Raw genomic sequence first — 19,973 nt, 5'->3', positions numbered from 1 at the left:
ACGCGGATAACAAGTTGATATGAAACGACCCCCTCCGAAATTCCTGTAAGCAATCACTTCATTCGCAAATGTAGTTGAGATTGATCTCTCCCTTCGTTTAATCCGCGTCCGATCCGCTCGATCCGCGTTCATCCGCGACTAATTCCTAGAGCTATAAATCATGAATCCCATGCCGACCGTATCGCGACGCGAGTTCTTTGCCCGAGCGGGCATGGGGATGGGGAGTTTGATGGCCGGTGGGATGCTTGCCGAGGCGGCACGCGGGGCGACCGATCCGTTTGCGATGCGGACGCCTCACTTCGCGGGGCGCGCGAAGCATGTCATTCACTTGTTCATGAACGGTGGTCCGTCGCACGTCGACACGTTCGACCCCAAGCCAATCCTGGAGAAGTACGCGGGAAAGCCCCTGCCGTACTCGAACCCTGGCACCGAGCGTCCGACCGGCGGCGCATTGCCTTCGCCGTTCAAGTTCAAGAAGTACGGACAGAGTGGCATCGAGGTCAGCGAGCTCTTCCCGCATGTCGCGCGGTGCATCGACGACATCGCCGTGGTGCGGTCGATGCACGCCGATGTGCCGAACCACGAGCCATCGCTGCTGCTCATGAATTGTGGCGACGGCCGGCTGATTCGCCCCAGCGTGGGTTCGTGGGTCACGTATGGCCTGGGAAGCATGAACGCCAACCTGCCGGCGTTCGTGTCGCTCTGCCCCGGTTATCCGATTCAGGAATCGCAGAACTGGCAAGCCGGCTTCCTGCCGGGCGTGTTTCAAGCGACCTACGTCAACACCAAGCAGCAACAAGTCGATCAACTGATCGACAACATCAAGAACAAGCGGGTCGCGCTCGGCGACCAGTCGGAGCAACTCGATCTCTTGGCTTCGATGAACACCGCCCACGCCGAGGCGCGGCCGGGCGACACGCAGCTTGAGCAGCAGATGCGTTCGTTCGAACTGGCTTATCGGATGCAAATCGAAGCGACCGACGCCTTCGACGTCGCCCGCGAGCCACAGCACATTCTCGACATGTATGGCGAAGGACTGCAAGCTCGGCAGATGCTGGTCGCGCGACGGCTGGTGGAGCGTGGCGTGCGGTTCGTCCAAGTGTGGCACGGCGATGGCCAACCGTGGGACCATCACGACGACATCGCGGTGGGGCATCGCAACCTGGCGAACGAATCGGATCAAGCGATCGGGGCGCTGCTCACCGATCTCAAGCAGCGAGGCCTGCTCGAAGATACGCTCGTGCTGTGGGGCGGCGAGTTCGGCCGCACGCCGGTGGTCGAACTCCCCAAAGAAGGTTCGAACGCCGGCAAGATGAATGGCCGGGATCACAACCATCATGGTTTCACCGTATGGATGGCCGGCGGCGGCATCCGCGGCGGTCAAGTTTACGGCAGCACCGACGAGTTCGGCTTCCGCGCCGAAGAGAACCCGGTGCACGTCCACGACCTACACGCCACGATGCTGCACTGCCTCGGCTTCGACCACGAGCGGCTAACGTACCGCTACGCGGGGAGAGACTTTAGGCTGACCGACGTGCATGGGACGGTGGTGAAAGAGCTATTGGGGTAGGATGTTCTCGTAGCCGGACTCGCAAGAGTTCGGGCATCTCCAAGGTAACCCGGACTCTTGCGAGTCCAGCTACGGACCCTATTATACCTTCGCTTCGCCGTGCACGACTTCCATCAGCTTCTCCCAGATGGCGTGCAATCGTTCGTGGCCAGTGGGTTTGCCGCCGGCGCGTTCGGTGACGTAGAACACGTCGACCACTTGGTCGAGGTTCGTGCCGATCTTGGCGAAGCGGATGTTGAGGCCCAGTTGATGGATCGTGCGGGCCAGTTGATAGAGCAAGCCGAGTCGGTCGAACGCGAACACCTCGATGATCAGGTTCTCGGCGGAGATGTCGCTGTTGAGCCGCACTTCCATCGGCATGTTCGATAGCTCGGCCAGCTGGTGCGTCTGCTCTTTGCCCCAAATGCGGCGGAACTTTGGTGGATCGTTCGAATCAATCGCGGCAGCCATCTCGCGGGCAATGTCGTCCAGGCGTTCCTGGCTCGAGCGTCCTTTGGTTTCGCTGTCGGTCGCCTGATAGCGAAGCAGCAGGATGTCGCCGTTGAGCACCGCGGTTTCGGCGGCAAGGATGCTCATGCCCCGGGCGCTAAGGACGCCGGCCATCGCCGAGAAAATACCGCGCCCCACGCCATGGCTGATGCCGGCCACGAACTCTACGGTCTTCGAATCGGCAATGTACCGACCCGTGACACTGCCAGCACCTTCTTCGAGGTTTCGGAACCGGCGAAGCGTATCGGCGATGGCTACCGGATCGACGGTCGTGACAAACGTCTCGGGCAGGGCGCGGAAGAACTGCTCGAACCACAAGTCGCTGCGTTCGGGCTGCGTGAGTTTGTCCCACACCTTCTTCTTCGCCGCGGCACGTCGCGGAAGCTGTTCGGCCTCGGGGACGTCGGTCATCAGCGCACGAGCGCGCGTGTGCAGCTCGCCCAGCACTCCGGCCTTCCAGTCGTTCAGCACGCCAGGCCCCACGGCGGCGAGATCGGCGCAGCTGAGCACGAACAGCATGTCGAGCTCCTCGACGCTGGTCATCTTCTGTGCGAACTGCCGGACGTACGCGGGGTCGCTGGTGTCGTGACGCAGCGCGGCGTGCGACATCCACAAATGCTTGAGCACCAGGTTCGCAGCGAGCTCCGTATCGCCCTCGGCGAGACCAAACCTTGCGCCAATCCGACGGGCGATGTCGGCACCGACAATGCTGTGGTCGCCCTCCATCCCTTTACCGAGGTCGTGCAGCAGTAGCACCAAGTGGAGGAGCCATTTTCGCTGGAGCTTGCGATAGACTTCGCCGACCTGGTCGTTGCGTTCGCCAAGGCGGGTGGCTTCGCTCACCGAGCGAATGCAGTGTTCGTCGACCGTGTACTTGTGATAGTTGTTGAACTGCAACAAACAACGGGCGTGGGTGTATTCGGGGATGAGCTTTTCGAGGATGCCAAGCTCGTGCATCTTGCGGAGCGCGTCGCCCAGGTACAGCGGTGTCGCGAGCATCTCGAGAAATCGCTTGATCGTGGCGTCGTCGAGATCGAGTGAGTAGCTGGGAGCCGAGCGATAGACTTGGTACCACGTTTCTTGGGCGATCCGCTTGTCGTACAGCCGCGCGAGGTCGACCAACCGCACGGCGTCTTCGAGGTTCTTGCTGAGCTTGGCGGAGCCGAGCTGCGTGGCGGAAATCTCCCGTGTTCCTAGCCGAAACTCGGCGGAGAGACTTTGGCTAAGCACCGGCTCGAGCATCCGCGACACCACCGGCGGCGGGCTCACCAGATCGCTGACGCGCGTCGCAAAGAACGACACGTGGCTGGTGTGGCGAAAGTACTCGCGCATGAACTGCTCGACGGGCAGCAGCGCCCCGCGTGGGCGAAAGTGCAACGCGTCGGCGAGTCGCTTCTGTTCGGCGCGATCGAGGGCATCACTCGCGGCCGACCCACCGAAGTGCATTTCGTTCCGCACTTGCAATAGAAAACTCTGCGACGACATCAGTCGGCGATGATCGAAGTTCGAGATGGCCCCCATCTGAAGCAGACGGTTGGGGTCGGACTCGCCGTGCTTGGCGAACCACAACCACCGCAATAGATGAATGTCGCGCAACCCACCGGGCGATCGCTTGATGTTGGGTTCGAGCAAGAACACCGTCTCGCCGAACTTGTGGCGTTCTTCCTTTCGAGCGGCGATGAACTCGCGGCAGAACGCCGTGGCGCGGCGTTCGACCATCTGGCGGAAGGTCGACTGAAACTCATCGAACAGCTTCGACGAACCAATGATGAGTCGCGCCTCGATCAGCGACGTGCAGATCACGGTATCCTGCCGCGCGAAGCGAACCGCCTCGGTGATGCTGCGAAGGCTGTGCCCCGGCTTAAGGCCGGCGTCGTAGAGGTCCTGCGTAAGGCGCTGCGTGAAGTTCTTGACGTCGTCGTCGAGCGACCCCGCGTAGAGGATCATCAGGTCGACGTCGGAGCTTGGAGCTTGCTGCCGGCGACCGTACCCGCCGACAGCCACGAGCGCGAGTCGCCCACGGAGCTTCTCGCCTCGGCCGTCGGGCATCTGCGTGAGCGTGGCGTCGAACAGTTTGAGCACGACAAGGTCGATGACGGTCGCGATGCGAGCACAAACCTGGACGCTCGCCATGCCACTGGTGTGCAGCCGCCGCACTTCCTCCAGGCCGGCTTGCACCTGCTCGCGGGCGGCGAGGACACTGGCACGAAGGCGCAAGGAGGAGCTCATGGAGGCGAACGATCAGCAGAGGCGGTTAACAAATGGCGGTCGGAGCGCAACAGGTGACCGAGCGCAAGGGCACCCGGCAGCCCGCGAGGGGCGACTGCTCCACCGGCTATTATAGCGCCTCGGAACCGGTCTCGCCCGTGCGGATGCGGATGGTGTCGAGAAGATCGGAGACAAAAATCTTTCCGTCGCCGATTTGACCGGTTTGTGCGGATCGAATGATTGTATCGACCGCGGGCTTCAGTTGGTCGTCGGCCACCACAATCTCGATTTTGACCTTGGGGACAAAATCGACGGCATACTCGGTGCCTCGATACATCTCGGTGTGGCCCTTCTGGCGACCGAACCCCCGGACCTCGGTGATCGTCATGCCGACGACGCCGAGTTCGGAGAGAGCGTTCTTCACATCCTCGAGCTTATAGTGGCGAACAATCGCCTCGATTTTTTTCATGTCCGCAACTCCTCCGAACGGGGATGCACACCAGTGCGTGGCGTGAACGATGTGTCCTGATTCTACCAGAAAGCGACCGGACGGTCGTGCCGGCTAGAACAAAATGTATCCTTCTTCCTCGTGCTGGCTGACGTCGAGACCCATCCGCTCGGCTGCCTCGTCAACCCGCAGGCCCATCACCGCGTCGACCAGTTTGAGAAGGATAAGCGTCATCACAATACTGTAAACCCAGGTGATCGCCACGGCGACGATCTGCCCGATGAGAATACGCGTACCACCGCCATCGATCAGCCCAAGCGGCAGACCATTGTCGATGTCCCAGCAAGCGCGCGTGGCGAACACACCGGTGAGAATGGCACCTAAGGTGCCACCAATACCGTGGACACCAAAGGCATCGAGCGCGTCGTCGTATTTGAAGTGATGCTTGAGCGAACCGCAGGCAATGGCACAAACTACGCCACCGAGCGCGCCCATGAGAAGCGAGGGCATCGGTTGTACGAAGCCGGCGGCAGGTGTGATTACAACCAGTCCGGCTACGGCACCGGAGGCGGTGCCCAGCACGCTTGGCTTCCCTCGCGTCACCCATTCGTACACGGCCCACGCCACGGCACCCGCGGCGGCGGAGAAGTGGGTAACGCAGAAGGCACTTTGCGTCAGATTATCGCTTAGTAACTCGCTGCCAGCGTTGAACCCAAACCATCCAACCCACAACATCGCGGCACCGATGGCGGTGTAAGTAAGGTTGTGCGGTCGCATGTCGTCCTGGCCCCATCCGATGCGGCGACCAAGTACGATGGCGCAGATCAAGGCCGAGATGCCCGAGCTAATGTGAACCACCGTGCCACCGGCGAAGTCAAGCGCGCCGCCGGCGATCGAGGTGCTTGTACCGTCTTCAATTTCCTGGGTTTTGTCGAAGGCGAGAATCCCCCCGTCCCACACCCAGTGGCAGAGCGGGCAGTAAACGAGCGTGCCCCACAGGACCAAGAACACAACCATCGCGCTGAACTTCATCCGTTCGGCGAACGCGCCGCAGATGAGCGCGGGGGTGATGATGAAGAACATGCCCTGAAACAGCATGTGGGTCATCATCGGAATCGGAATTGCTTCGTCCGGGAACATGGGCGTGTGGGGCGCGCCTGCTTCCTCATCCCATTCGCGCTGCACGCCTTCCATGAACAGGTACTCGCCATTGCCAATCCAGGGACCATCGCCCCCGAATGAAAGCGAATAGCCGTAGAGTGCCCAAAGCACGGTCATCAGGCCCATGAGGAACAGGCACTGCATCATGACGCTCAGGACGTTCTTCTTGCGGACCAGGCCGCCGTAGAACATGGCGAGGCCGGGGGCGGTCATGAACAGCACCAGCGCACAACTGGTAAGCATCCAGGCGTTGTTGCCTGCGAGTGCGGCCGTCTCGATGCTTTCGGTGAAGGGAGCCATCGCGTCGGGATTGGCTGGTCCCTGCGCCTTGGCGGAACTGCTAGCCAGAATCAACGTCACCAAAAGCGCCGCCACGCGACCCCAATGAGCCAGTTTGCCCATCAACTGAGCCCTCCCGAAAATTGCTTCGTGGAATTAGGAACTAGCCAAGTGGGGTTCCGCCAAGTTCCCCGCCGGTCAAAGTTAACCGCCCTAGGATATCCGTCCCCGGCGGGCACCGTAAAGCGGGTGGCGGACGGAAATGCGCAACTCAGTCACCAATTCTCCGGCGATCCCTACACCGTGCTCTTCTTCCACGGCACGTCCGGCACACCTGCCAGATGATTGGCCGCTCGGGCCAGGACGAACAGCAGATCGCTCAGTCGATTCAGGTAAACCACCACTTCGGGCCGAACCGGCTCGGTCCGCATGAGCGTGACCAGCACCCGCTCGCTCCTCCGACAGACGCAGCGAGCCACGTGCAGTCGAGCGGCGGCCTCGGTGCCGCCAGGGAGCACAAACTGCTTGAGCGGCGCAAGCTGGGACTCCCAGTGGTCGATGGCGTGCTCCAGCGACGTGATCGCCTCGGTGGCGAGAAGCTGCGTTCCCTTGGCCGCCGCGTTGGGCGTGGCGAGCTCGGCCCCCAAGTCAAAAAGCTGGTTTTGCACGTGGTCCAGCAACTCGTCCATGGAGTGGAACTTGTCGCCAAGCCGCGACAGTTCGGCACGCACCATGCCTAGGTCGGCGTTGAGTTCGTCGACGGTGCCAAAGGTCTCAATACGCAGGTGATCTTTCTCCACACGCCCGCCACCATACAGCGACGTTTGCCCCTGATCGCCAGTTTTGGTGTAGATCTTCATCGGAAAAAACTCCAGGGGCACGCATCGGGACGAACAGACGGACGACGGTATCCTAACACACGGCGTCCGAACGCCCAGCGGCGGCACACCGTGTTGCAACCTGCCCGCCAGTCAACCAGAATGGAGAAGCTACGCAAAGATTGCCGCGCTCGCACCTCGGGGGAGGAATGCGAGCGGTTATGTCAGATCCGCACCGTTCGATGGAGTATCGTCGCGATGAGAATGTTTGCCTTGCCCCTGGTTCTGCTGCTAGCCCTGGTGCTAGCCGCCCTCACTAATAACGCGTCGGCCGATGTCCTACGCGGGATCCACGACTCGGCCACCGAGTACGTCTCCAGTTTGGCGGATGACGACGAGGCGGAAGAGGACGATGAGGAAGCTGAGGAGGAAGAGGCAGAGGACGATGAAGAGAAGAAAACGGAGGAGCCCCAGACCGATGACTCCAAAGACGATGACTCCAAAGACGACGACGCCAAGGAGGAGGAGAAGTCGGAGCGGAAGACTCACACCGTCAAGGCGAGCCCGCTGAAGATAGAGCTGGAAGTGGATAGCAAGTTCGTCGCCCGTGACACTTCGGAGGTGAAGCTCGAACCCGAGGAGTGGAGTGAGTTCAAGATTGTCGAGATCGTCCCGCACGGTGCCACAGTGCGTCAAGGCGAGACGCTCGTGAAGTTCGATGGCGAGAAACTGAAGGAAGCCATCGCCGAGTTGGAGCTCGACCAGAAGATCGAGGAGCTCGCCCTGCTGAAGGCCGAGCAGGAACTGCCCCGCGCCGAAGAATCGATCAAGAAAGCATTTGAGCAAGCGGAGCGGGCGCTCGCCGATGCGAAGGTCGACTACAAGAATTACCAGGACGTCGACCGCGAAATCATGGTGCGGTCGATCGACATGCAGCTGAAGAGTGCTCAGCAGAGCGCCGAGAACGCCCGCGAGGAACTCGATCAGCTCGAAAAGATGTACCTGGCCGACGACCTGACGGAAGAGACCGAAGAGATCGTGCTCAAGCGTCAGCGCGTCGCGGTAGAGATGGCGGACTTCATGCTCGAGCGCTCGAAGATCCAGCACGCGCGGAGCCACGAGCTAACGATGCCTCGCAATGACATCTCGGAAAAGGAAGCCCTCGAGTCGATCGAATTGCAGTACGAGCGGGCGAAAACGGCGCTCGAGACCGACCTGACGCGTGGTCGCTACGACCTTGAGAAGGCACGCCGCGCCCGGGCCAAGAGCCTGGAGAAGCATGCGGACCTGACGAAGGACCTGGGCTTACTGGAGATCAAAGCACCGGCAGACGGTGTGGTTTACTACGGTAGCGCCACGCGAGGCGAGTGGACCGACATGGCCAGCATGATCCAACGTTTGAAGATCGATGCCAGTGCCCCGACCGACTCGGTGCTGATGACCATTGTCGCTCCCAAGCCGCTGGTGGTGGAGACGAGTCTCGAAGAGAAGGATCTCGTCGGCGTTAAGAAGGACCAAGCGGCGACCGTAGTACCCACGGCCGACAGCGAGGTGAAGCTTGGTGCGAAAGTCGCCATTGTGTCGGCAATCCCCGTCGAGGCTGGCAAGTTCGCACTGACGCTGGAACTCACCGGCGAAGACGCTCCCGAGTGGTTGGTCGCTGGCATGACCGGCAAGACGAAGATGACCACCTACGAGAGCAAGTCGGCACTGCTGGTTCCGAAGTCGGCCGTTCACACCGCAGATGCGGACGATTCGAAGTACGTCTGGATTGTCGATGGCGACAAGGTCGAGAAGCAAGCCGTTTCGACCGGTAAGACGAAGGGCGAAGATATCGAGATCGTCGAAGGCCTCGAAGCCGGCGACGTGGTTTCGCTCGATGACGAAGCCAAGGATTAGTAGCCAAGACGAGTAGCCGCCAGCCCCCTCTCCCCGTCCCTCACCCGGGACGGGGAGAGGGGACACCAGTTAGTAGGTCGAACGGAGTGTCGCGATGAAATGCACCGCTTGGATTCTGGCAGTTGGCCTGCTGTTGGTTGGTCAGTACGTCGCCATGCCGCGGGCGATGGCCGAAGCGGACGACGTGGCCGCCACGATTTCGCCCCGCGCGACCGAAGGCCCTAAGCCCGCGCCAATCGATCCGGTAAACCAGGACGACCTTCGCGCGAGCATTTTGCGCGGTGTCGAGTTCCTGCTCGTCGACCAACGTCCGAGCGGCGGTTGGGGGAGTGCCGAGGACACCAAGGAGCTAAATATCTACGCTCCGATACCGGGCGCGCACCATGCGTTTCGTGCCGCCGTGACCGGTCTCGCGCTCGAGGCCCTCGTCGCAGCCGAGCCGATTGCGGAAGACGAAGAGCTGAAGAAGCGGATCGCCGCTGCAATCGATAAGGGCGAGAAGTGGATGCTCGAGAACACCGAGCAAGTTCGCCGCGCTGAGGGGGACGCCATCTATAACACCTGGGGCCACGCCTACAGCATCTCGGGCTTGGTAGCTCTGTACCATCGGGCGAAGGGCGACGATTCGCGCCAGCGTAACCTCCGCGACGCCATTGAAATGCAAGTCCAGAAACTCCAGCGGTACGAGTACCTCAAGGGTGGCTGGGGCTATTACGACTTCGATTACCGCACGCAGGTCCCCGCCGACAGCCCCAACAGTTTCACAACGGCCACGGCACTCGTTGCGCTTAAGCAGGCGCAAGAAATCGGCGTCGAGGTATCGCAGAAAACGATCGACAAGGCGATTGCGTCGATTAAACGCCAGCAGCAGCCCGACTTCTCCTACGCCTATGGCGAGTACTTGATGATGCGGCCCATGTATCCCATCAATCGCGCGGCCGGGAGTCTCGGTCGATCGCAGGCGTGCAACTACGCCCTGCGAATCTTCGGCGACGAGCGGGTCACCGATGAAGTGATCGAGACGTGGCTCAACCGTTTGTACGCGCGAAATGGCTGGCTAAGCATCGGCCGCAAACGCCCCGTGCCGCACGAGTCGCATTTCGCGATCGCCGGCTACTTCTACTACTACGGCCACTATTACGCGGCCCTGACGCTCGACCTCGTGCCCAAGGAGAAGCGGGGCTATTTTCAGGACCATCTAGCGGCGATTCTGATGCCGTTACAGGAAACCGATGGGTGCTGGTGGGACTACCCGTTCTACAACTATCACCGCCAGTACGGCACGGCGATGGCCGTGACTTCGCTCGTAAAGTGTTTGCGGGACGACAGTTAGGCCTCCGCCTCGGTTCATCTCCGAAATCCTCGGTTCTGCCTGCGCGGAGCGTTCCGATTATGCAGGCAACTTCTTAGGGTGAATTCTGGCCCTCGCGAGTGGGTTTCGACTTGCGCGCAAACGAGGTGACCTAAGTTTGAGCGGCTGACAGAGATGGCCGAGGGATTTCCCCCTCCGAGTGGCGTGCATGCGTCGGCCAGGAACAAACCAAACATCCCGTCCCTCCCCCCACAACCGCTCACATGGAGCGGTGAATGAGACAACTACCCACTGTTTGCGAGTAACCTGCGATGGGATTCTTGAAGAACTTCTTCGACGACGTGTTTGCGGACGAGCGTCCGGCCTTGGCAACCGCGCCTCCGGCTAGCAGCTTCGAGCAACTGAGCGATGTCCAGCTTGAAGCCCACCTGAAGGTGGCCAAGTACGGCGACTTCACGCTTAGTGACGCGGTCCGCCCTTCCTACACCTTGGAAGTGGTCCCTTCGGCCGGCTACCGTCACGACGTGTACCGCGACGAAGAGAATCGCTCGGACGTCCCCGTGCTGATGGCCGCGGCGTCGCGCGAGCGACTGCTCGACATCTTCATGGAGCTGATCGAGCAACTCGGCCCGACGGTCGACGTGGTGCTCGAAACGAGCCATGGTCACCGCGCTGGTCACCACACCGACCTGTACCGCGAACACATCGACATGCCGATCCTGCAGAGCATTCTGTGGGACTACGAAGACCTGCTGGTGAATGATGGCTGCACAGGCATTGCGGTGCTCAATCCGTCGCTGCCACAAGAGATTCAGCTCGACGAACACAAGCTGCTGATCGCGTACGGCGCGGACCTGGCGGTGTACGAGCGGATCCTCGCCGATGGCGACCTCCCCTGCCGCGAGGACATGCGTTTCATCACCGAAGCCGAGCACGTCCACTCGAGCAACGAGCGGTACGTCGAGCAGTTCGAAGAACTGAAGATGCGACTGGGTATGGACGGCGAGTAACTCGCCGTCGATTCAGTCGGATCCCTTTACGAATCCAACGCTGGCTCCGGCCCTAGCGTTGCGTCGAGGTAGATATCGGCGAGCGCCAGTCCACAACCAATCGTATCAAGCGGAATGATTGCGTCGGGACCTTCGTAAACTTCGCGAACAAAGCCCTGCTCCGTCCGGCGGAAGGCCGTGACGACCTTGGCCTGTTGTTCGACGAGCAGGTAGACCGACAGCGAAGGGATGGTCAGGTAGGCGTCCTTCTTTTCCCCTTCGTCGACGCGACGCGTCGAGGACGAGAGGACTTCGGCAAGTACCACCGGTTGGTCTTGAAAGACTTCGTCGGGGGCATTCTTCTGACAGACCACCATGGCGTCGGGGTAGTAAAAGCGTACCTGCGTCGAAGATTGAATGCGAACCTTCGTCTCGGAGTTGTAGGGCTTGCAGGGTTGGCCGCGAAGTGCGTTGTGCAAGGCCGCGAATAGATTGCCGGCGAGCAAGTTGTGCAAATTGGTCCCACCCGCCATGGCGTAAACAATGCCACCCAGATACTCATGCCGTGCCTGGGAATCTCGCTCACCAGCTAAATAGTCGGCGACGGAGATCAACTTGGTGGAGGAAACGGCATTCATACCACCAGTTTATCCCGGCGGTTGAAGTCCATCAACCTTGACAACGCTAGGGCGTCCGCTCCAGCACTTCCCAAGTGCATGCAAATTCGCTCTTCGCATCGGCTGGGTAGTCGTGCGATTCGATAACTTGCCAGTCGGCGCTCGGGAGCTCCGGGAAGTGAGCATCGCCACCAGGCGAAGCGTGCACTCGCGTGCGATAGATGCGTGACGCAGCGGAGAGTGCGAGGCGATAGATTTCCGCCCCGCCGACGACGAACAGTTCGTCGTTGTTCATGCCCGACTTCAGCGCCTGCGCGGTGGCATCCTCGAGCGAATGGGCGACGCGGACCTCGGTGTGCCCGGGGGCGTAATCACGATTCGTGGTGAGCACGACCGTCACGCGGCCCGGAAGTGGGCGGCCGATCGACTCGTAGGTCTTCCGCCCCATCACCAGGACGTGGCCCATCGTAAGCTGCTTGAACCGCTGCAAATCGCCCGACATTCGCCACGGCAGGTCACCCGCATTGCCAATCACGCCATTGTCGGCGACAGCGACGACCAGCGAGATTCGAGGGAGTGACTCTTTGGGCATGGCAACGAACGCTCGCTGGACGGGAACTCACACCGCCACGGGTGCTGAGATGTGGGGATGAGGATCGTAGTTGCCTAACGCGAAGTGCTCGAATTTGAAATCGAACAGCGACTTCACCGACGGATCGAGCGTCATCGTCGGAAGCGGCCTTGGCTCGCGGGCAAGCTGCGTACGGGCTTGCTCCAGGTGATTGTCGTACAAATGCGCGTCGCCGAGCGTGTGAACGAACTCGCCTGGTGCGAGATCGGTAACCTGAGCGACCATCAACAGCAGCAGCGCGTACGACGCGATGTTGAAGGGCACGCCCAGAAACACATCGGCGCTCCGCTGATACAACTGGCACGAAAGCCGGCCATCGGCCACGTAGAACTGGAACAGCAAGTGGCAGGGCGGGAGCGCCATCTGGCCGATGTCGGCGGGGTTCCAAGCGGTGACTATAAGCCGCCGAGAGTCGGGATTCGTTTTGATCTGCTCGACCACTTCCGCCAGTTGGTCAATCACTCGGCCATCGGGGCAAGCCCAGCTTCGCCACTGCTTGCCGTAGACGGGCCCGAGCTCGCCATCTTCATCCGCCCACTCGTTCCAGATCGACACGCCGTTGTCGGTCAGGTACTTGGTGTTGGTGTCGCCAGCGATGAACCACAAGAGCTCGTGCAGGATCGAACGCGTGTGGAGCTTCTTCGTGGTGATCAGCGGAAAGCCGTCCGCCAGATCGAACCGCATCTGATGCCCAAACACACTCCGCGTACCGGTACCGGTGCGATCGGACTTAGGAGTTCCGTCGGTGAGGACGCGGTTCAGGAGTTGAAGGTATTGTTTCATTGAGTCAATTACTTCTCGGCCACGTCATCCTCAAGTAGCGGCCGAACACATGTCATCCTGAAGGAACGGCGATCTCGTGTCATTCTGAGGGAGCCCCGGCGACTGAAGAATCTCGCGGCGGGACACGCTCTACGTTTCGGTTCCCTTGGCAATGGAGAGGTATTTTGTACTTGAGATTCTTCGGTCCGTGAGGCTCCCTCAGAATGGGAGTGCGACTTTTCTCGCTTCGCTTATTCTTTCGCCATCAGCTCTTCCACCAACTGCGCCAGCAGCTTCGGATCGTCGGCTTTGCGAAGGTGGTCGATGCGGGTCTGAGGAATCTCCAGTTTCTCCAGCGCCGCCAGGATGTACTTCCACTGCTTTTCGCGCGACTTGCCTTCGGCCAGGTACAACTCGGTGACTAGCTCGCTGAGCCGTTGCAATGCGACGGTATCGCGGTTGTCGTAGTACCGCTTGATGATGTTCTGTTGGTATTTGGAGAGATCTTTGGCCATATCGTAGGGGCGAATAGCTAGGGGTCAGGAGGTGCAAAGTGGACGTGCGATTCTACCGTCCTGGCCATTCGAAGCCCAGACGGTGAATTCCCGGGCTAACCGGCAATGCTTGCGTGTTCCTTGCCAGCAACACAACATTTGCCAACCACCCTGCGGGGTTAGTACAATCGAGGCTGGCGGACCGCAGGCACCTTGCGCATCCCGACACCTGACCCCCGGCTACTTCGTTGAAACAAGTCATCGCCATCGTCAAACCGTTTCTCGTCGAGCAGATCCTCGACAACCTCCGCCGGGCACCGCTCGAAGCGGTCGAGGTGCGCGAGGTGAAGGGTTTCGGTAAACAGAAGAGCTACCTCGACCAGTATACCGATAGCGAGTACAGCCAGGCGTTCCTGCCAAAGGTCGAAATCATCCTGTGGGTCGACGACGCGCGGGCTGAGGAAGTAATCCGCAAAGTGGTCGAAGTCGCCCGCACCGGCAGAATGGGCGACGGCAAGATTTTCGTGCTCCCCGCCCAAAGCTACGAACGGGTGATCGACATGAGCCAGTACCGCGAGGCGGCCAAGGCTTGAGTTGTTCAAGACTTGGGGTCTACTCAATTTCGATTCGACTTCAGCTCTTCACCTGCACGCGGTCGTACAGCATCTTCACGAACTCTTCGAGCAACTTTCCGTCACTCGTTTCAAGCACCACGCGGGCCTGGGCGATGACCTCGCGTTTGCGGTTCATCTGCTCGGCCGCTTCGAGGGTGCCTCGTTCGTTCAGCTCGCCACCGTGTCCGAAGCGGCTGTGGAGTTCGGCGAAGTCGCCGGCCGACCAGCCTTCGAACACCGATGCGTGGCTCTCGATCACATGACTGACCACGGGGTTAGTCGCTTCGTCGAAGCCGGCCGCCGCGATCGACCCGGCGTCGACGAACAACTCCTCGACCGCCACGCCAAACCCCTCGGCCAACCGATGGAGCGTCCGGGCGTGCGTGTTCTTCTCGGCTCGAGCGATGGCGCGGACTGTCCGCTGGTCGAGTCCCGACGCCTCAACCACTTGGTCGTAGGTCATGTCGAAACTCGCCATCAATCGGCGGACGTTGTGGGCCACCACTCGCGCGGGGACCGTCGGACCGGGGGCAATGGCGATCATGGCGGGCAAGCAACAAAGGGATACTTTATAACACTTAGTATCCACCAATACACTGCAACGCCACCCGAGTCAACCCTACCACCCATCTTTCTCAAGAATTACACCCGGCGATGACGGCCGGCGGCCAACAAGGCGACCCCACCTAGTGCCAGCAAAAAGGTCGACGGCTCGGGAACTACGTTGTTGAGCAGTGCCCCCCGTTCGACCATCAAGCCGGTGAGTCCCTCGATCACGATGTCCTGCCCGAGGTAGTTGCCGGTCATGCTAAGCGTCACTTCCGAGGTGTATTGATGACGCCCGTCGGGCAGGAGCTTGGGGCTATCGAGAATCGGATTTACAACGAGTTCCAGAATGCTAAGCGGGATCTCGACATCGCCCCCACCACCGCCGGCCGCGACTTTCAGCACGGTCACGTGCCCGCGATAGGTGAACGACCGCGAGCCGCCCCCGAACAACATACTGAAGTCGGGTTCCAGCGCGGCGAACTCGAAGCTCGATGGCTGCCCGTCGAGATCCATCACCACCGAATCCCCTACGCCGTCGCCTTCGAGCGTCGCCACGAGCGGAGGATCGATACCCACCGCGGAGATGTCCATAGCGAACTTCGTATCGATGGTGCTGTAAAGCGGGAACACCTTGCCATCGAGATCGTTCGGATTCACATCGTCCGGGTCCGGAGGCGCGATGATGGACGAGCTTTTGTTGGAGCGTGAGGAGTTGTGATCCTGCACCTTCGTCATGTGGATCGTGGTATCCAACGACTCCCCGGCTGGGCCTAAAGGAAGCATCGCGGAACCGGTCAGATCGATAGAAACGATCTCGGTGTTGAAGAAGAGGTCTTGAGCCATCGCGGGGGACGAGAGAGTGACGCCGCACCCGACAGCACACAGCAGCACCACACGTAGTCGTTGCAACATTAGCGGGCTCCTCAAACAAGAGGTGGTGAAAAGGTCGCCCCGCGCACCACGGGGTCGATGCCGGACGATTGTAATGCGGGTATCCTCAAGGTGCAATTTGCTAAATCTCGCCACACGGCGCGGGTTAGCAACCTCGGGCCGCTCGAACTAAGCTAGTAGAACCCGCTCAAGAACCCTACTGCTTCGAAGATTCCGTACCCCGCCCTCCCCTCCGCCATGAAACGCTTTGTCATTGTCGGTGCCGGCACGTCGGGCCTGACGACCGCCAAGAATTTTCTCGACGCCGGCATCCCATTCGACTGCCTAGAACGTGAGGACACGCTCGGCGGTAACTGGTGCTATGGCAAACCGGCGAGCAGCGTCTATCGCTCGACGCACCTCATCAGCAGCAAACGCCTGACCGAGTACACCGATTTCCCGATGCCCGAAGAGTACCCCGAGTATCCCTCGCAGAGGCTGGTGCTCGAGTACTTGAAGAGCTATGCCGAGCGATACAACTTAAACGACCACATCCAGTACAACACCGCCGTCCGCACGATCACACGCCGCGGCGACAACGACTGGCTCGTGGAACTGGAGAGTGGCGAGCAGCGTGAGTACCGCGGTGTCGTGATTGCCAACGGCCACAACTGGGATCCACGTTACCCCGAGTTCCCTGGCGAGTTCACCGGCGAGGTGCTGCATTCGTCGGAGTACAAAACGCCCGACGTGCTCGCAGGCAAACGGGTCTTAGTGATCGGTGCGGGGAATTCGGGCTGCGACATCGCCGTCGAGTCCGCCGCCCACGCGGCGAAGACCTGTCACAGCATGCGGCGCGGGTATCATTATCTGCCGAAGTTCTACCGCGGCTTCCCCACCGACGCGGTGGGAGAGTTTGTTTTGAAGCTGCGACTGCCACTCGCGCTCCGGCGAATCCTGGCGCGGCGGATGATCAATATCGTGCTCGGCTCGCCCGAACAGATCGGACTCCCCAAGCCCGACCACCGGCTATTCGAGTCCCATCCAATCATCAACTCGCAACTCGCCTACCACGTGGGGCATGGTGATATTGCGATCCGGCCGAACGTCAAACGCTTCGATGGCAACCGCGTCGAGTTCGTCGATGGTTCGAGCGAGACGATCGACATGATCATCTACGCAACGGGCTTCAAGATCACCATCCCGTTCATCGACCCCGCGGAACTCAATTGGCAGAACGACAAGCCCGAGCTCTACCTTAACGTGTTCCACCCCACGAGCGACGACTTGTTCATCGCGGGCCTCATTCAACCCGATAGCGGTCAGTGGGGCCTCGTCGACTGCCAGGCCCAATTGATCGCGGCGTACCTGAAGGGACTCGAAGCCAATAAGCCAAGTGCCAAGTGGTTCCAGCAGCGGAAGCAGACGCATCAAGCCAAACTCAACCGCGGCATCGACTACGTGAAGTCACCCCGGCATCTGCTAGAAGTCGAGCACTTCAGCTACCGGAAAGAGCTGGAGCGGTTGGTGAGGAAGCTACGGGGGTAGGTGCCGGAGCGTGGTGTTCGCCCCGGGCCCTTGAGAGCCCAAGCCCCTGTGTCATCCTGAGGGAGCCTAAGCGACCGAAGGATCTCCTTCGCCATTCTCTCGGCGTGTTCAAAGGCGAGATTCTTCGGGTCGTGCACCTCCCCTCAGAATGACATGATTGCTTGAATGTGTTCACCAATCACACCGCGCCGAGCAGCTTCGCGATCTCTGCCGGTGCGTCGGCGATTTTCACCGTCGCGCTCGAACCATCCGCCAGGTTCTTCACTTGGCACTCGCCCGCCGCGAGTTCGTCGGGGCCGGCGATCACGGCGATGCGGTGGCCCCGTTTGTCGGCGTACTGCAGTTGCTTGCCGAGCTTCTTCGCTTCGTTATAGAGTTCGACCCGTAGGCCTGCGGCACGCAGATCGGCCGAGAGCTTCAGCAGCGGCCCCAGCAGTTCATCACTAAACAGCGGCACGAACACTTCGGCGGGCGTACGGACCTCGGGCACCATACCGAGCTCTTCCATGCCCGACAGCAAGCGATCGAGGCCGAGCGACGCCCCGATGCCGGGCAGACGCTGCTTCGTGAACATCTGGGCGAGGTTGTCGTACCGCCCGCCACTGGCGACGCTGCCAATCTCGGGAAGCGCGGTGAGCGTCGTCTCGTAAATCATGCCGGTGTAGTAGTCGAGGCCACGCGCGATGGAGACATCGAGCTTCACACGGTCCGTCGCGACGCCGGCCGCTTGGATTCCGCCCAGCACTTCGCCCAGCCGTGCGAGTCCCGCTTCGCCCACTTCGCTGCCGGCGACCATCGGCTTGAGTTTGTCGAGCACCTGTGCGTTGGTGCCTTCGAGCGCCGCGAACTCCAGCACCCTGGCGGCTTGCGCCTCCGTCGCACCGGCGGTCGCCTGCATCTCGGCGGAGACTTTCTCGGCACCGATCTTCGCCAGCTTGTCGATCGCCCGCAGGACGTGCGTCGATTGCTCTTGGAGCCCGAGCGATTCCAAAAGCCCATTCAGCACGCCACGGTGATTAACTTGAATAGTGAAGGTGCCCGCGAAGCCGATCTTCGTCAGCAGATCGTGAATCACCAGGGCCGTCTCGATGTCGCTTGCTGCGCTCTCGGTACCGATGGTGTCGAAGTCGCACTGCATGAACTCACGATAGCGGCCTCGCTGCGTGTTCTCGCCCCGCCACACCGTGGCGATGTGGTACCGCTTGAAAGGCAGGCCGAGCTCCTGGGCGTACTGCGCGGCAAACCGCGCGAGGGGCACCGTCAGGTCGAAACGCATGCCAACCTCACGCCCACCGGCGTCGGTGAACTTGTAGAGCTGCTTGTCGGTCTCGTCGGAGCCCTTGCCCGAGAGGATCTCCAAGTACTCCAGCGCCGGCGTATCAATCGGCGCGAAGCCATACGAGCGATACACGTCGCGAGCCGTCTCAATCAGCCTCTCCCGCGCCAGCATCGCCTGCGGCAAGTAGTCGCGAAAACCTTTAAGCGTACGGGGCTGGATCATGGCAGTCTTCAACAGTCTTGTGCCCCCAGCGTAAGCTTGGGGGGAGCTTGGGAGAGAATCAGTCGCGGATCGTCACGGATTTTAGCGGATCGACGCGGATTGAGGCAGGGAACACTCGCGGGCGCTAATCTTCGCTAATTGGTTCGCATCTTCATCGTCGACCGACCCTCAGGAACGCCATAGAACCACCAAGTGCCTTCCGGAGCTGGTTCGAGCGTGCCTTCCAACAACTTCCGAATTGCCTCGCCAAGCAAGATAGCAGGAGCTGAATCGTAGCCATCGTGCCCACGATCAAACACGCCCTGCCCATCCAAGATATCCCACCCGTACATTTCTTCGGCGGTGAAGTGATCTTGTTGCTGAAGTGTCACACAAGCGTCTTGTAACAGGCCATCAACCGTCTTCAGCTGATGTGGGGACCAGGAGTCGTCCAAATACAATCCGCAGTCGGCGACAACCGCATTGAAGCGCCATTTCTGGATAAGGTGATCAAGCCATCCATCGCCTGGAGCGAGAGGAACAGCGTGATCAATTACGTGCTTGAAAAGCGTCCCCACCGCGACATCGTATGCCCAGAATCCATGCCCTCTGAATTCAACAAAGGCTGACTTGGACATGCTTTTATTAGCGAAGACTAGTGTTCCCCAAAAACCCGCGACTCTTCCCGGCCAGTAACGGAATAAATTCCGTTGTACGCGCCTACGCCATCACCGGCAGCAGATCTGGTTTCTTACTGCGGATGTTCTTACCCTTCGACTTGTAGCACGCTTCGCTGTATTCCCACACTTGCTCGTGGGTCTCCAGGTAGAAGTCGTAGGTCCAGTCTTCGTCATACTCGCAGTTGTCGAACGTGTAATCACGGCAGATTTGGGGGCGGTTCTCGTAGATGCCGCAGCGGTAGTCGTCCTGCAGCTTCTCGCACACCGTGTGCACCAGCAGGTACCAATCGTCGCCGTCCTTGAAGTAGGTCGCGTTGTGATGCAGCACGATCCAGCGGATGTACTCCATGTCCTCAAAGCAGTCGGGTGCCTCGTAAGGCACGGCGATGTAGTGGCAGCACTTGGCCGTGCAGTACTCGCACAGATTGCCATCCTTGGGCAAATCCTCGCGCTTGATCTTCTTGGTACCGAAAGCAAGTGGTGCGGCCATAGTGTGTATCTGAAGTGGACGGGTGCGAAATAGCCGACGACCTACGTGTCGTTGGACCAAGCCGG

Annotated in this window: 19 protein-coding genes; 6 read left to right on the top strand and 13 right to left on the bottom strand. The window is 60.4% G+C overall.

Going from position 1 to position 19,973, the window contains the following annotated elements:
- Positions 1–160 precede the first annotated feature (160 nt).
- Positions 161–1,570, top strand: a complete 1,410-nt coding sequence (locus SH292x_RS02730; RefSeq protein WP_442484047.1) for a DUF1501 domain-containing protein — start codon at positions 161–163, stop codon at positions 1,568–1,570.
- A gap of 81 nt (positions 1,571–1,651) precedes the next feature.
- Here the strand turns inward: SH292x_RS02730 and glnD are convergent, their stop codons facing one another.
- The 4 genes from glnD to SH292x_RS02710 all read right to left on the bottom strand — a co-directional run bounded on the left by glnD (position 1,652) and on the right by SH292x_RS02710 (position 7,015).
- Positions 1,652–4,288 (bottom strand): [protein-PII] uridylyltransferase, encoded by a 2,637-nt coding sequence (gene glnD / locus SH292x_RS02725; protein WP_442484046.1) that lies wholly within the window; start codon positions 4,286–4,288, stop codon positions 1,652–1,654.
- Between the two features lie 109 nt (positions 4,289–4,397).
- Positions 4,398–4,736, bottom strand: a complete 339-nt coding sequence (locus SH292x_RS02720) for a P-II family nitrogen regulator (protein WP_442484045.1) — start codon at positions 4,734–4,736, stop codon at positions 4,398–4,400.
- A gap of 93 nt (positions 4,737–4,829) precedes the next feature.
- Positions 4,830–6,278, bottom strand: coding sequence for an ammonium transporter (locus tag SH292x_RS02715; protein ID WP_442484044.1), 1,449 nt, complete (start codon positions 6,276–6,278; stop codon positions 4,830–4,832).
- A 173-nt stretch (positions 6,279–6,451) separates the two neighbouring features.
- Positions 6,452–7,015 (bottom strand): cob(I)yrinic acid a,c-diamide adenosyltransferase, encoded by a 564-nt coding sequence (locus SH292x_RS02710; RefSeq protein WP_442484043.1) that lies wholly within the window; start codon positions 7,013–7,015, stop codon positions 6,452–6,454.
- Between the two features lie 216 nt (positions 7,016–7,231).
- Between SH292x_RS02710 and SH292x_RS02705 the strand changes: the two genes are divergently transcribed.
- The 3 genes from SH292x_RS02705 (at position 7,232) to SH292x_RS02695 (ending at position 11,194) form a co-directional block, all read left to right on the top strand.
- Positions 7,232–8,872: an HlyD family efflux transporter periplasmic adaptor subunit gene (locus SH292x_RS02705; protein WP_442484042.1), complete on the top strand. Its 1,641-nt coding sequence runs from the start codon at positions 7,232–7,234 to the stop codon at positions 8,870–8,872.
- 94 nt (positions 8,873–8,966) lie between these two features.
- Positions 8,967–10,205 (top strand): hypothetical protein, encoded by a 1,239-nt coding sequence (locus SH292x_RS02700; RefSeq protein WP_442484041.1) that lies wholly within the window; start codon positions 8,967–8,969, stop codon positions 10,203–10,205.
- A 290-nt stretch (positions 10,206–10,495) separates the two neighbouring features.
- Entirely contained in the window at positions 10,496–11,194 is a 699-nt protein-coding gene (locus SH292x_RS02695; protein WP_442484040.1) for a hypothetical protein, read from the top strand.
- A 26-nt stretch (positions 11,195–11,220) separates the two neighbouring features.
- Here SH292x_RS02695 and SH292x_RS02690 read toward each other — a convergent pair whose 3' ends face one another.
- The 4 genes from SH292x_RS02690 to SH292x_RS02675 all read right to left on the bottom strand — a co-directional run bounded on the left by SH292x_RS02690 (position 11,221) and on the right by SH292x_RS02675 (position 13,698).
- Positions 11,221–11,811, bottom strand: coding sequence for a Uma2 family endonuclease (locus SH292x_RS02690; RefSeq protein ID WP_442484039.1), 591 nt, complete (start codon positions 11,809–11,811; stop codon positions 11,221–11,223).
- Between the two features lie 46 nt (positions 11,812–11,857).
- Positions 11,858–12,382: a dihydrofolate reductase gene (locus tag SH292x_RS02685; protein ID WP_442484038.1), complete on the bottom strand. Its 525-nt coding sequence runs from the start codon at positions 12,380–12,382 to the stop codon at positions 11,858–11,860.
- A 27-nt stretch (positions 12,383–12,409) separates the two neighbouring features.
- Entirely contained in the window at positions 12,410–13,204 is a 795-nt protein-coding gene (locus SH292x_RS02680) for a thymidylate synthase (RefSeq protein ID WP_442484037.1), read from the bottom strand.
- Between the two features lie 230 nt (positions 13,205–13,434).
- The gene (locus SH292x_RS02675) at positions 13,435–13,698 is read right to left on the bottom strand and encodes a hypothetical protein (protein WP_442484036.1); all 264 of its coding nucleotides are present in this window, start codon (positions 13,696–13,698) and stop codon (positions 13,435–13,437) included.
- A 227-nt stretch (positions 13,699–13,925) separates the two neighbouring features.
- Here SH292x_RS02675 and SH292x_RS02670 point away from each other — a divergent pair, with 227 nt between their 5' ends.
- On the top strand, positions 13,926–14,270 hold the full coding sequence (locus tag SH292x_RS02670) for a P-II family nitrogen regulator (protein ID WP_442484035.1): 345 nt from the start codon (positions 13,926–13,928) through the stop codon (positions 14,268–14,270).
- A gap of 40 nt (positions 14,271–14,310) precedes the next feature.
- On the opposite strand, the gene SH292x_RS02665 is transcribed toward SH292x_RS02670, so the two are convergent.
- The gene (locus SH292x_RS02665) at positions 14,311–14,835 is read right to left on the bottom strand and encodes a helix-turn-helix transcriptional regulator (protein ID WP_442484034.1); all 525 of its coding nucleotides are present in this window, start codon (positions 14,833–14,835) and stop codon (positions 14,311–14,313) included.
- A gap of 98 nt (positions 14,836–14,933) precedes the next feature.
- Complete coding sequence (locus SH292x_RS02660) at positions 14,934–15,752, bottom strand: PEP-CTERM sorting domain-containing protein (protein WP_442484033.1); 819 nt, start codon at positions 15,750–15,752, stop codon at positions 14,934–14,936.
- Between the two features lie 216 nt (positions 15,753–15,968).
- Between SH292x_RS02660 and SH292x_RS02655 the strand changes: the two genes are divergently transcribed.
- Positions 15,969–17,258 (top strand): flavin-containing monooxygenase, encoded by a 1,290-nt coding sequence (locus SH292x_RS02655; protein ID WP_442484032.1) that lies wholly within the window; start codon positions 15,969–15,971, stop codon positions 17,256–17,258.
- A 178-nt stretch (positions 17,259–17,436) separates the two neighbouring features.
- On the opposite strand, the gene hisS is transcribed toward SH292x_RS02655, so the two are convergent.
- The 3 genes from hisS to SH292x_RS02640 form a co-directional block, all read right to left on the bottom strand.
- Positions 17,437–18,759, bottom strand: coding sequence for a histidine--tRNA ligase (gene hisS, locus SH292x_RS02650; protein ID WP_442484031.1), 1,323 nt, complete (start codon positions 18,757–18,759; stop codon positions 17,437–17,439).
- Positions 18,760–18,893: 134 nt separating this feature from the next.
- Positions 18,894–19,376, bottom strand: a complete 483-nt coding sequence (locus SH292x_RS02645; RefSeq protein ID WP_442484030.1) for a hypothetical protein — start codon at positions 19,374–19,376, stop codon at positions 18,894–18,896.
- A gap of 82 nt (positions 19,377–19,458) precedes the next feature.
- Positions 19,459–19,908, bottom strand: coding sequence for a YkgJ family cysteine cluster protein (locus SH292x_RS02640; RefSeq protein WP_442484029.1), 450 nt, complete (start codon positions 19,906–19,908; stop codon positions 19,459–19,461).
- Positions 19,909–19,973 lie beyond the last annotated feature (65 nt).

This window comes from Aeoliella fuhlenseeensis (assembly GCF_052161615.1).
Lineage (GTDB): Bacteria > Planctomycetota > Planctomycetia > Pirellulales > Lacipirellulaceae > Aeoliella.
The sequence above is the reverse complement of the archived record's forward strand: the minus strand, read 5'-3'. Positions and strand labels throughout refer to the sequence as shown.

What these genes read in the sequence shown, in the direction of transcription:
- SH292x_RS02730 (WP_442484047.1), top strand. Translation starts at nt 161, where the DNA reads ATGAATCCCATGCCGACCGTATCGCGACGCGAGTTCTTTGCCCGAGCG.
- glnD (WP_442484046.1), bottom strand. Translation starts at nt 4,288, where the DNA reads ATGAGCTCCTCCTTGCGCCTTCGTGCCAGTGTCCTCGCCGCCCGCGAG.
- SH292x_RS02720 (WP_442484045.1), bottom strand. Translation starts at nt 4,736, where the DNA reads ATGAAAAAAATCGAGGCGATTGTTCGCCACTATAAGCTCGAGGATGTG.
- SH292x_RS02715 (WP_442484044.1), bottom strand. Translation starts at nt 6,278, where the DNA reads ATGGGCAAACTGGCTCATTGGGGTCGCGTGGCGGCGCTTTTGGTGACG.
- SH292x_RS02710 (WP_442484043.1), bottom strand. Translation starts at nt 7,015, where the DNA reads ATGAAGATCTACACCAAAACTGGCGATCAGGGGCAAACGTCGCTGTAT.
- SH292x_RS02705 (WP_442484042.1), top strand. Translation starts at nt 7,232, where the DNA reads ATGAGAATGTTTGCCTTGCCCCTGGTTCTGCTGCTAGCCCTGGTGCTA.
- SH292x_RS02700 (WP_442484041.1), top strand. Translation starts at nt 8,967, where the DNA reads ATGAAATGCACCGCTTGGATTCTGGCAGTTGGCCTGCTGTTGGTTGGT.
- SH292x_RS02695 (WP_442484040.1), top strand. Translation starts at nt 10,496, where the DNA reads ATGGGATTCTTGAAGAACTTCTTCGACGACGTGTTTGCGGACGAGCGT.
- SH292x_RS02690 (WP_442484039.1), bottom strand. Translation starts at nt 11,811, where the DNA reads ATGAATGCCGTTTCCTCCACCAAGTTGATCTCCGTCGCCGACTATTTA.
- SH292x_RS02685 (WP_442484038.1), bottom strand. Translation starts at nt 12,382, where the DNA reads ATGCCCAAAGAGTCACTCCCTCGAATCTCGCTGGTCGTCGCTGTCGCC.
- SH292x_RS02680 (WP_442484037.1), bottom strand. Translation starts at nt 13,204, where the DNA reads ATGAAACAATACCTTCAACTCCTGAACCGCGTCCTCACCGACGGAACT.
- SH292x_RS02675 (WP_442484036.1), bottom strand. Translation starts at nt 13,698, where the DNA reads ATGGCCAAAGATCTCTCCAAATACCAACAGAACATCATCAAGCGGTAC.
- SH292x_RS02665 (WP_442484034.1), bottom strand. Translation starts at nt 14,835, where the DNA reads ATGATCGCCATTGCCCCCGGTCCGACGGTCCCCGCGCGAGTGGTGGCC.
- SH292x_RS02660 (WP_442484033.1), bottom strand. Translation starts at nt 15,752, where the DNA reads ATGTTGCAACGACTACGTGTGGTGCTGCTGTGTGCTGTCGGGTGCGGC.
- SH292x_RS02655 (WP_442484032.1), top strand. Translation starts at nt 15,969, where the DNA reads ATGAAACGCTTTGTCATTGTCGGTGCCGGCACGTCGGGCCTGACGACC.
- hisS (WP_442484031.1), bottom strand. Translation starts at nt 18,759, where the DNA reads ATGATCCAGCCCCGTACGCTTAAAGGTTTTCGCGACTACTTGCCGCAG.
- SH292x_RS02645 (WP_442484030.1), bottom strand. Translation starts at nt 19,376, where the DNA reads ATGTCCAAGTCAGCCTTTGTTGAATTCAGAGGGCATGGATTCTGGGCA.
- SH292x_RS02640 (WP_442484029.1), bottom strand. Translation starts at nt 19,908, where the DNA reads ATGGCCGCACCACTTGCTTTCGGTACCAAGAAGATCAAGCGCGAGGAT.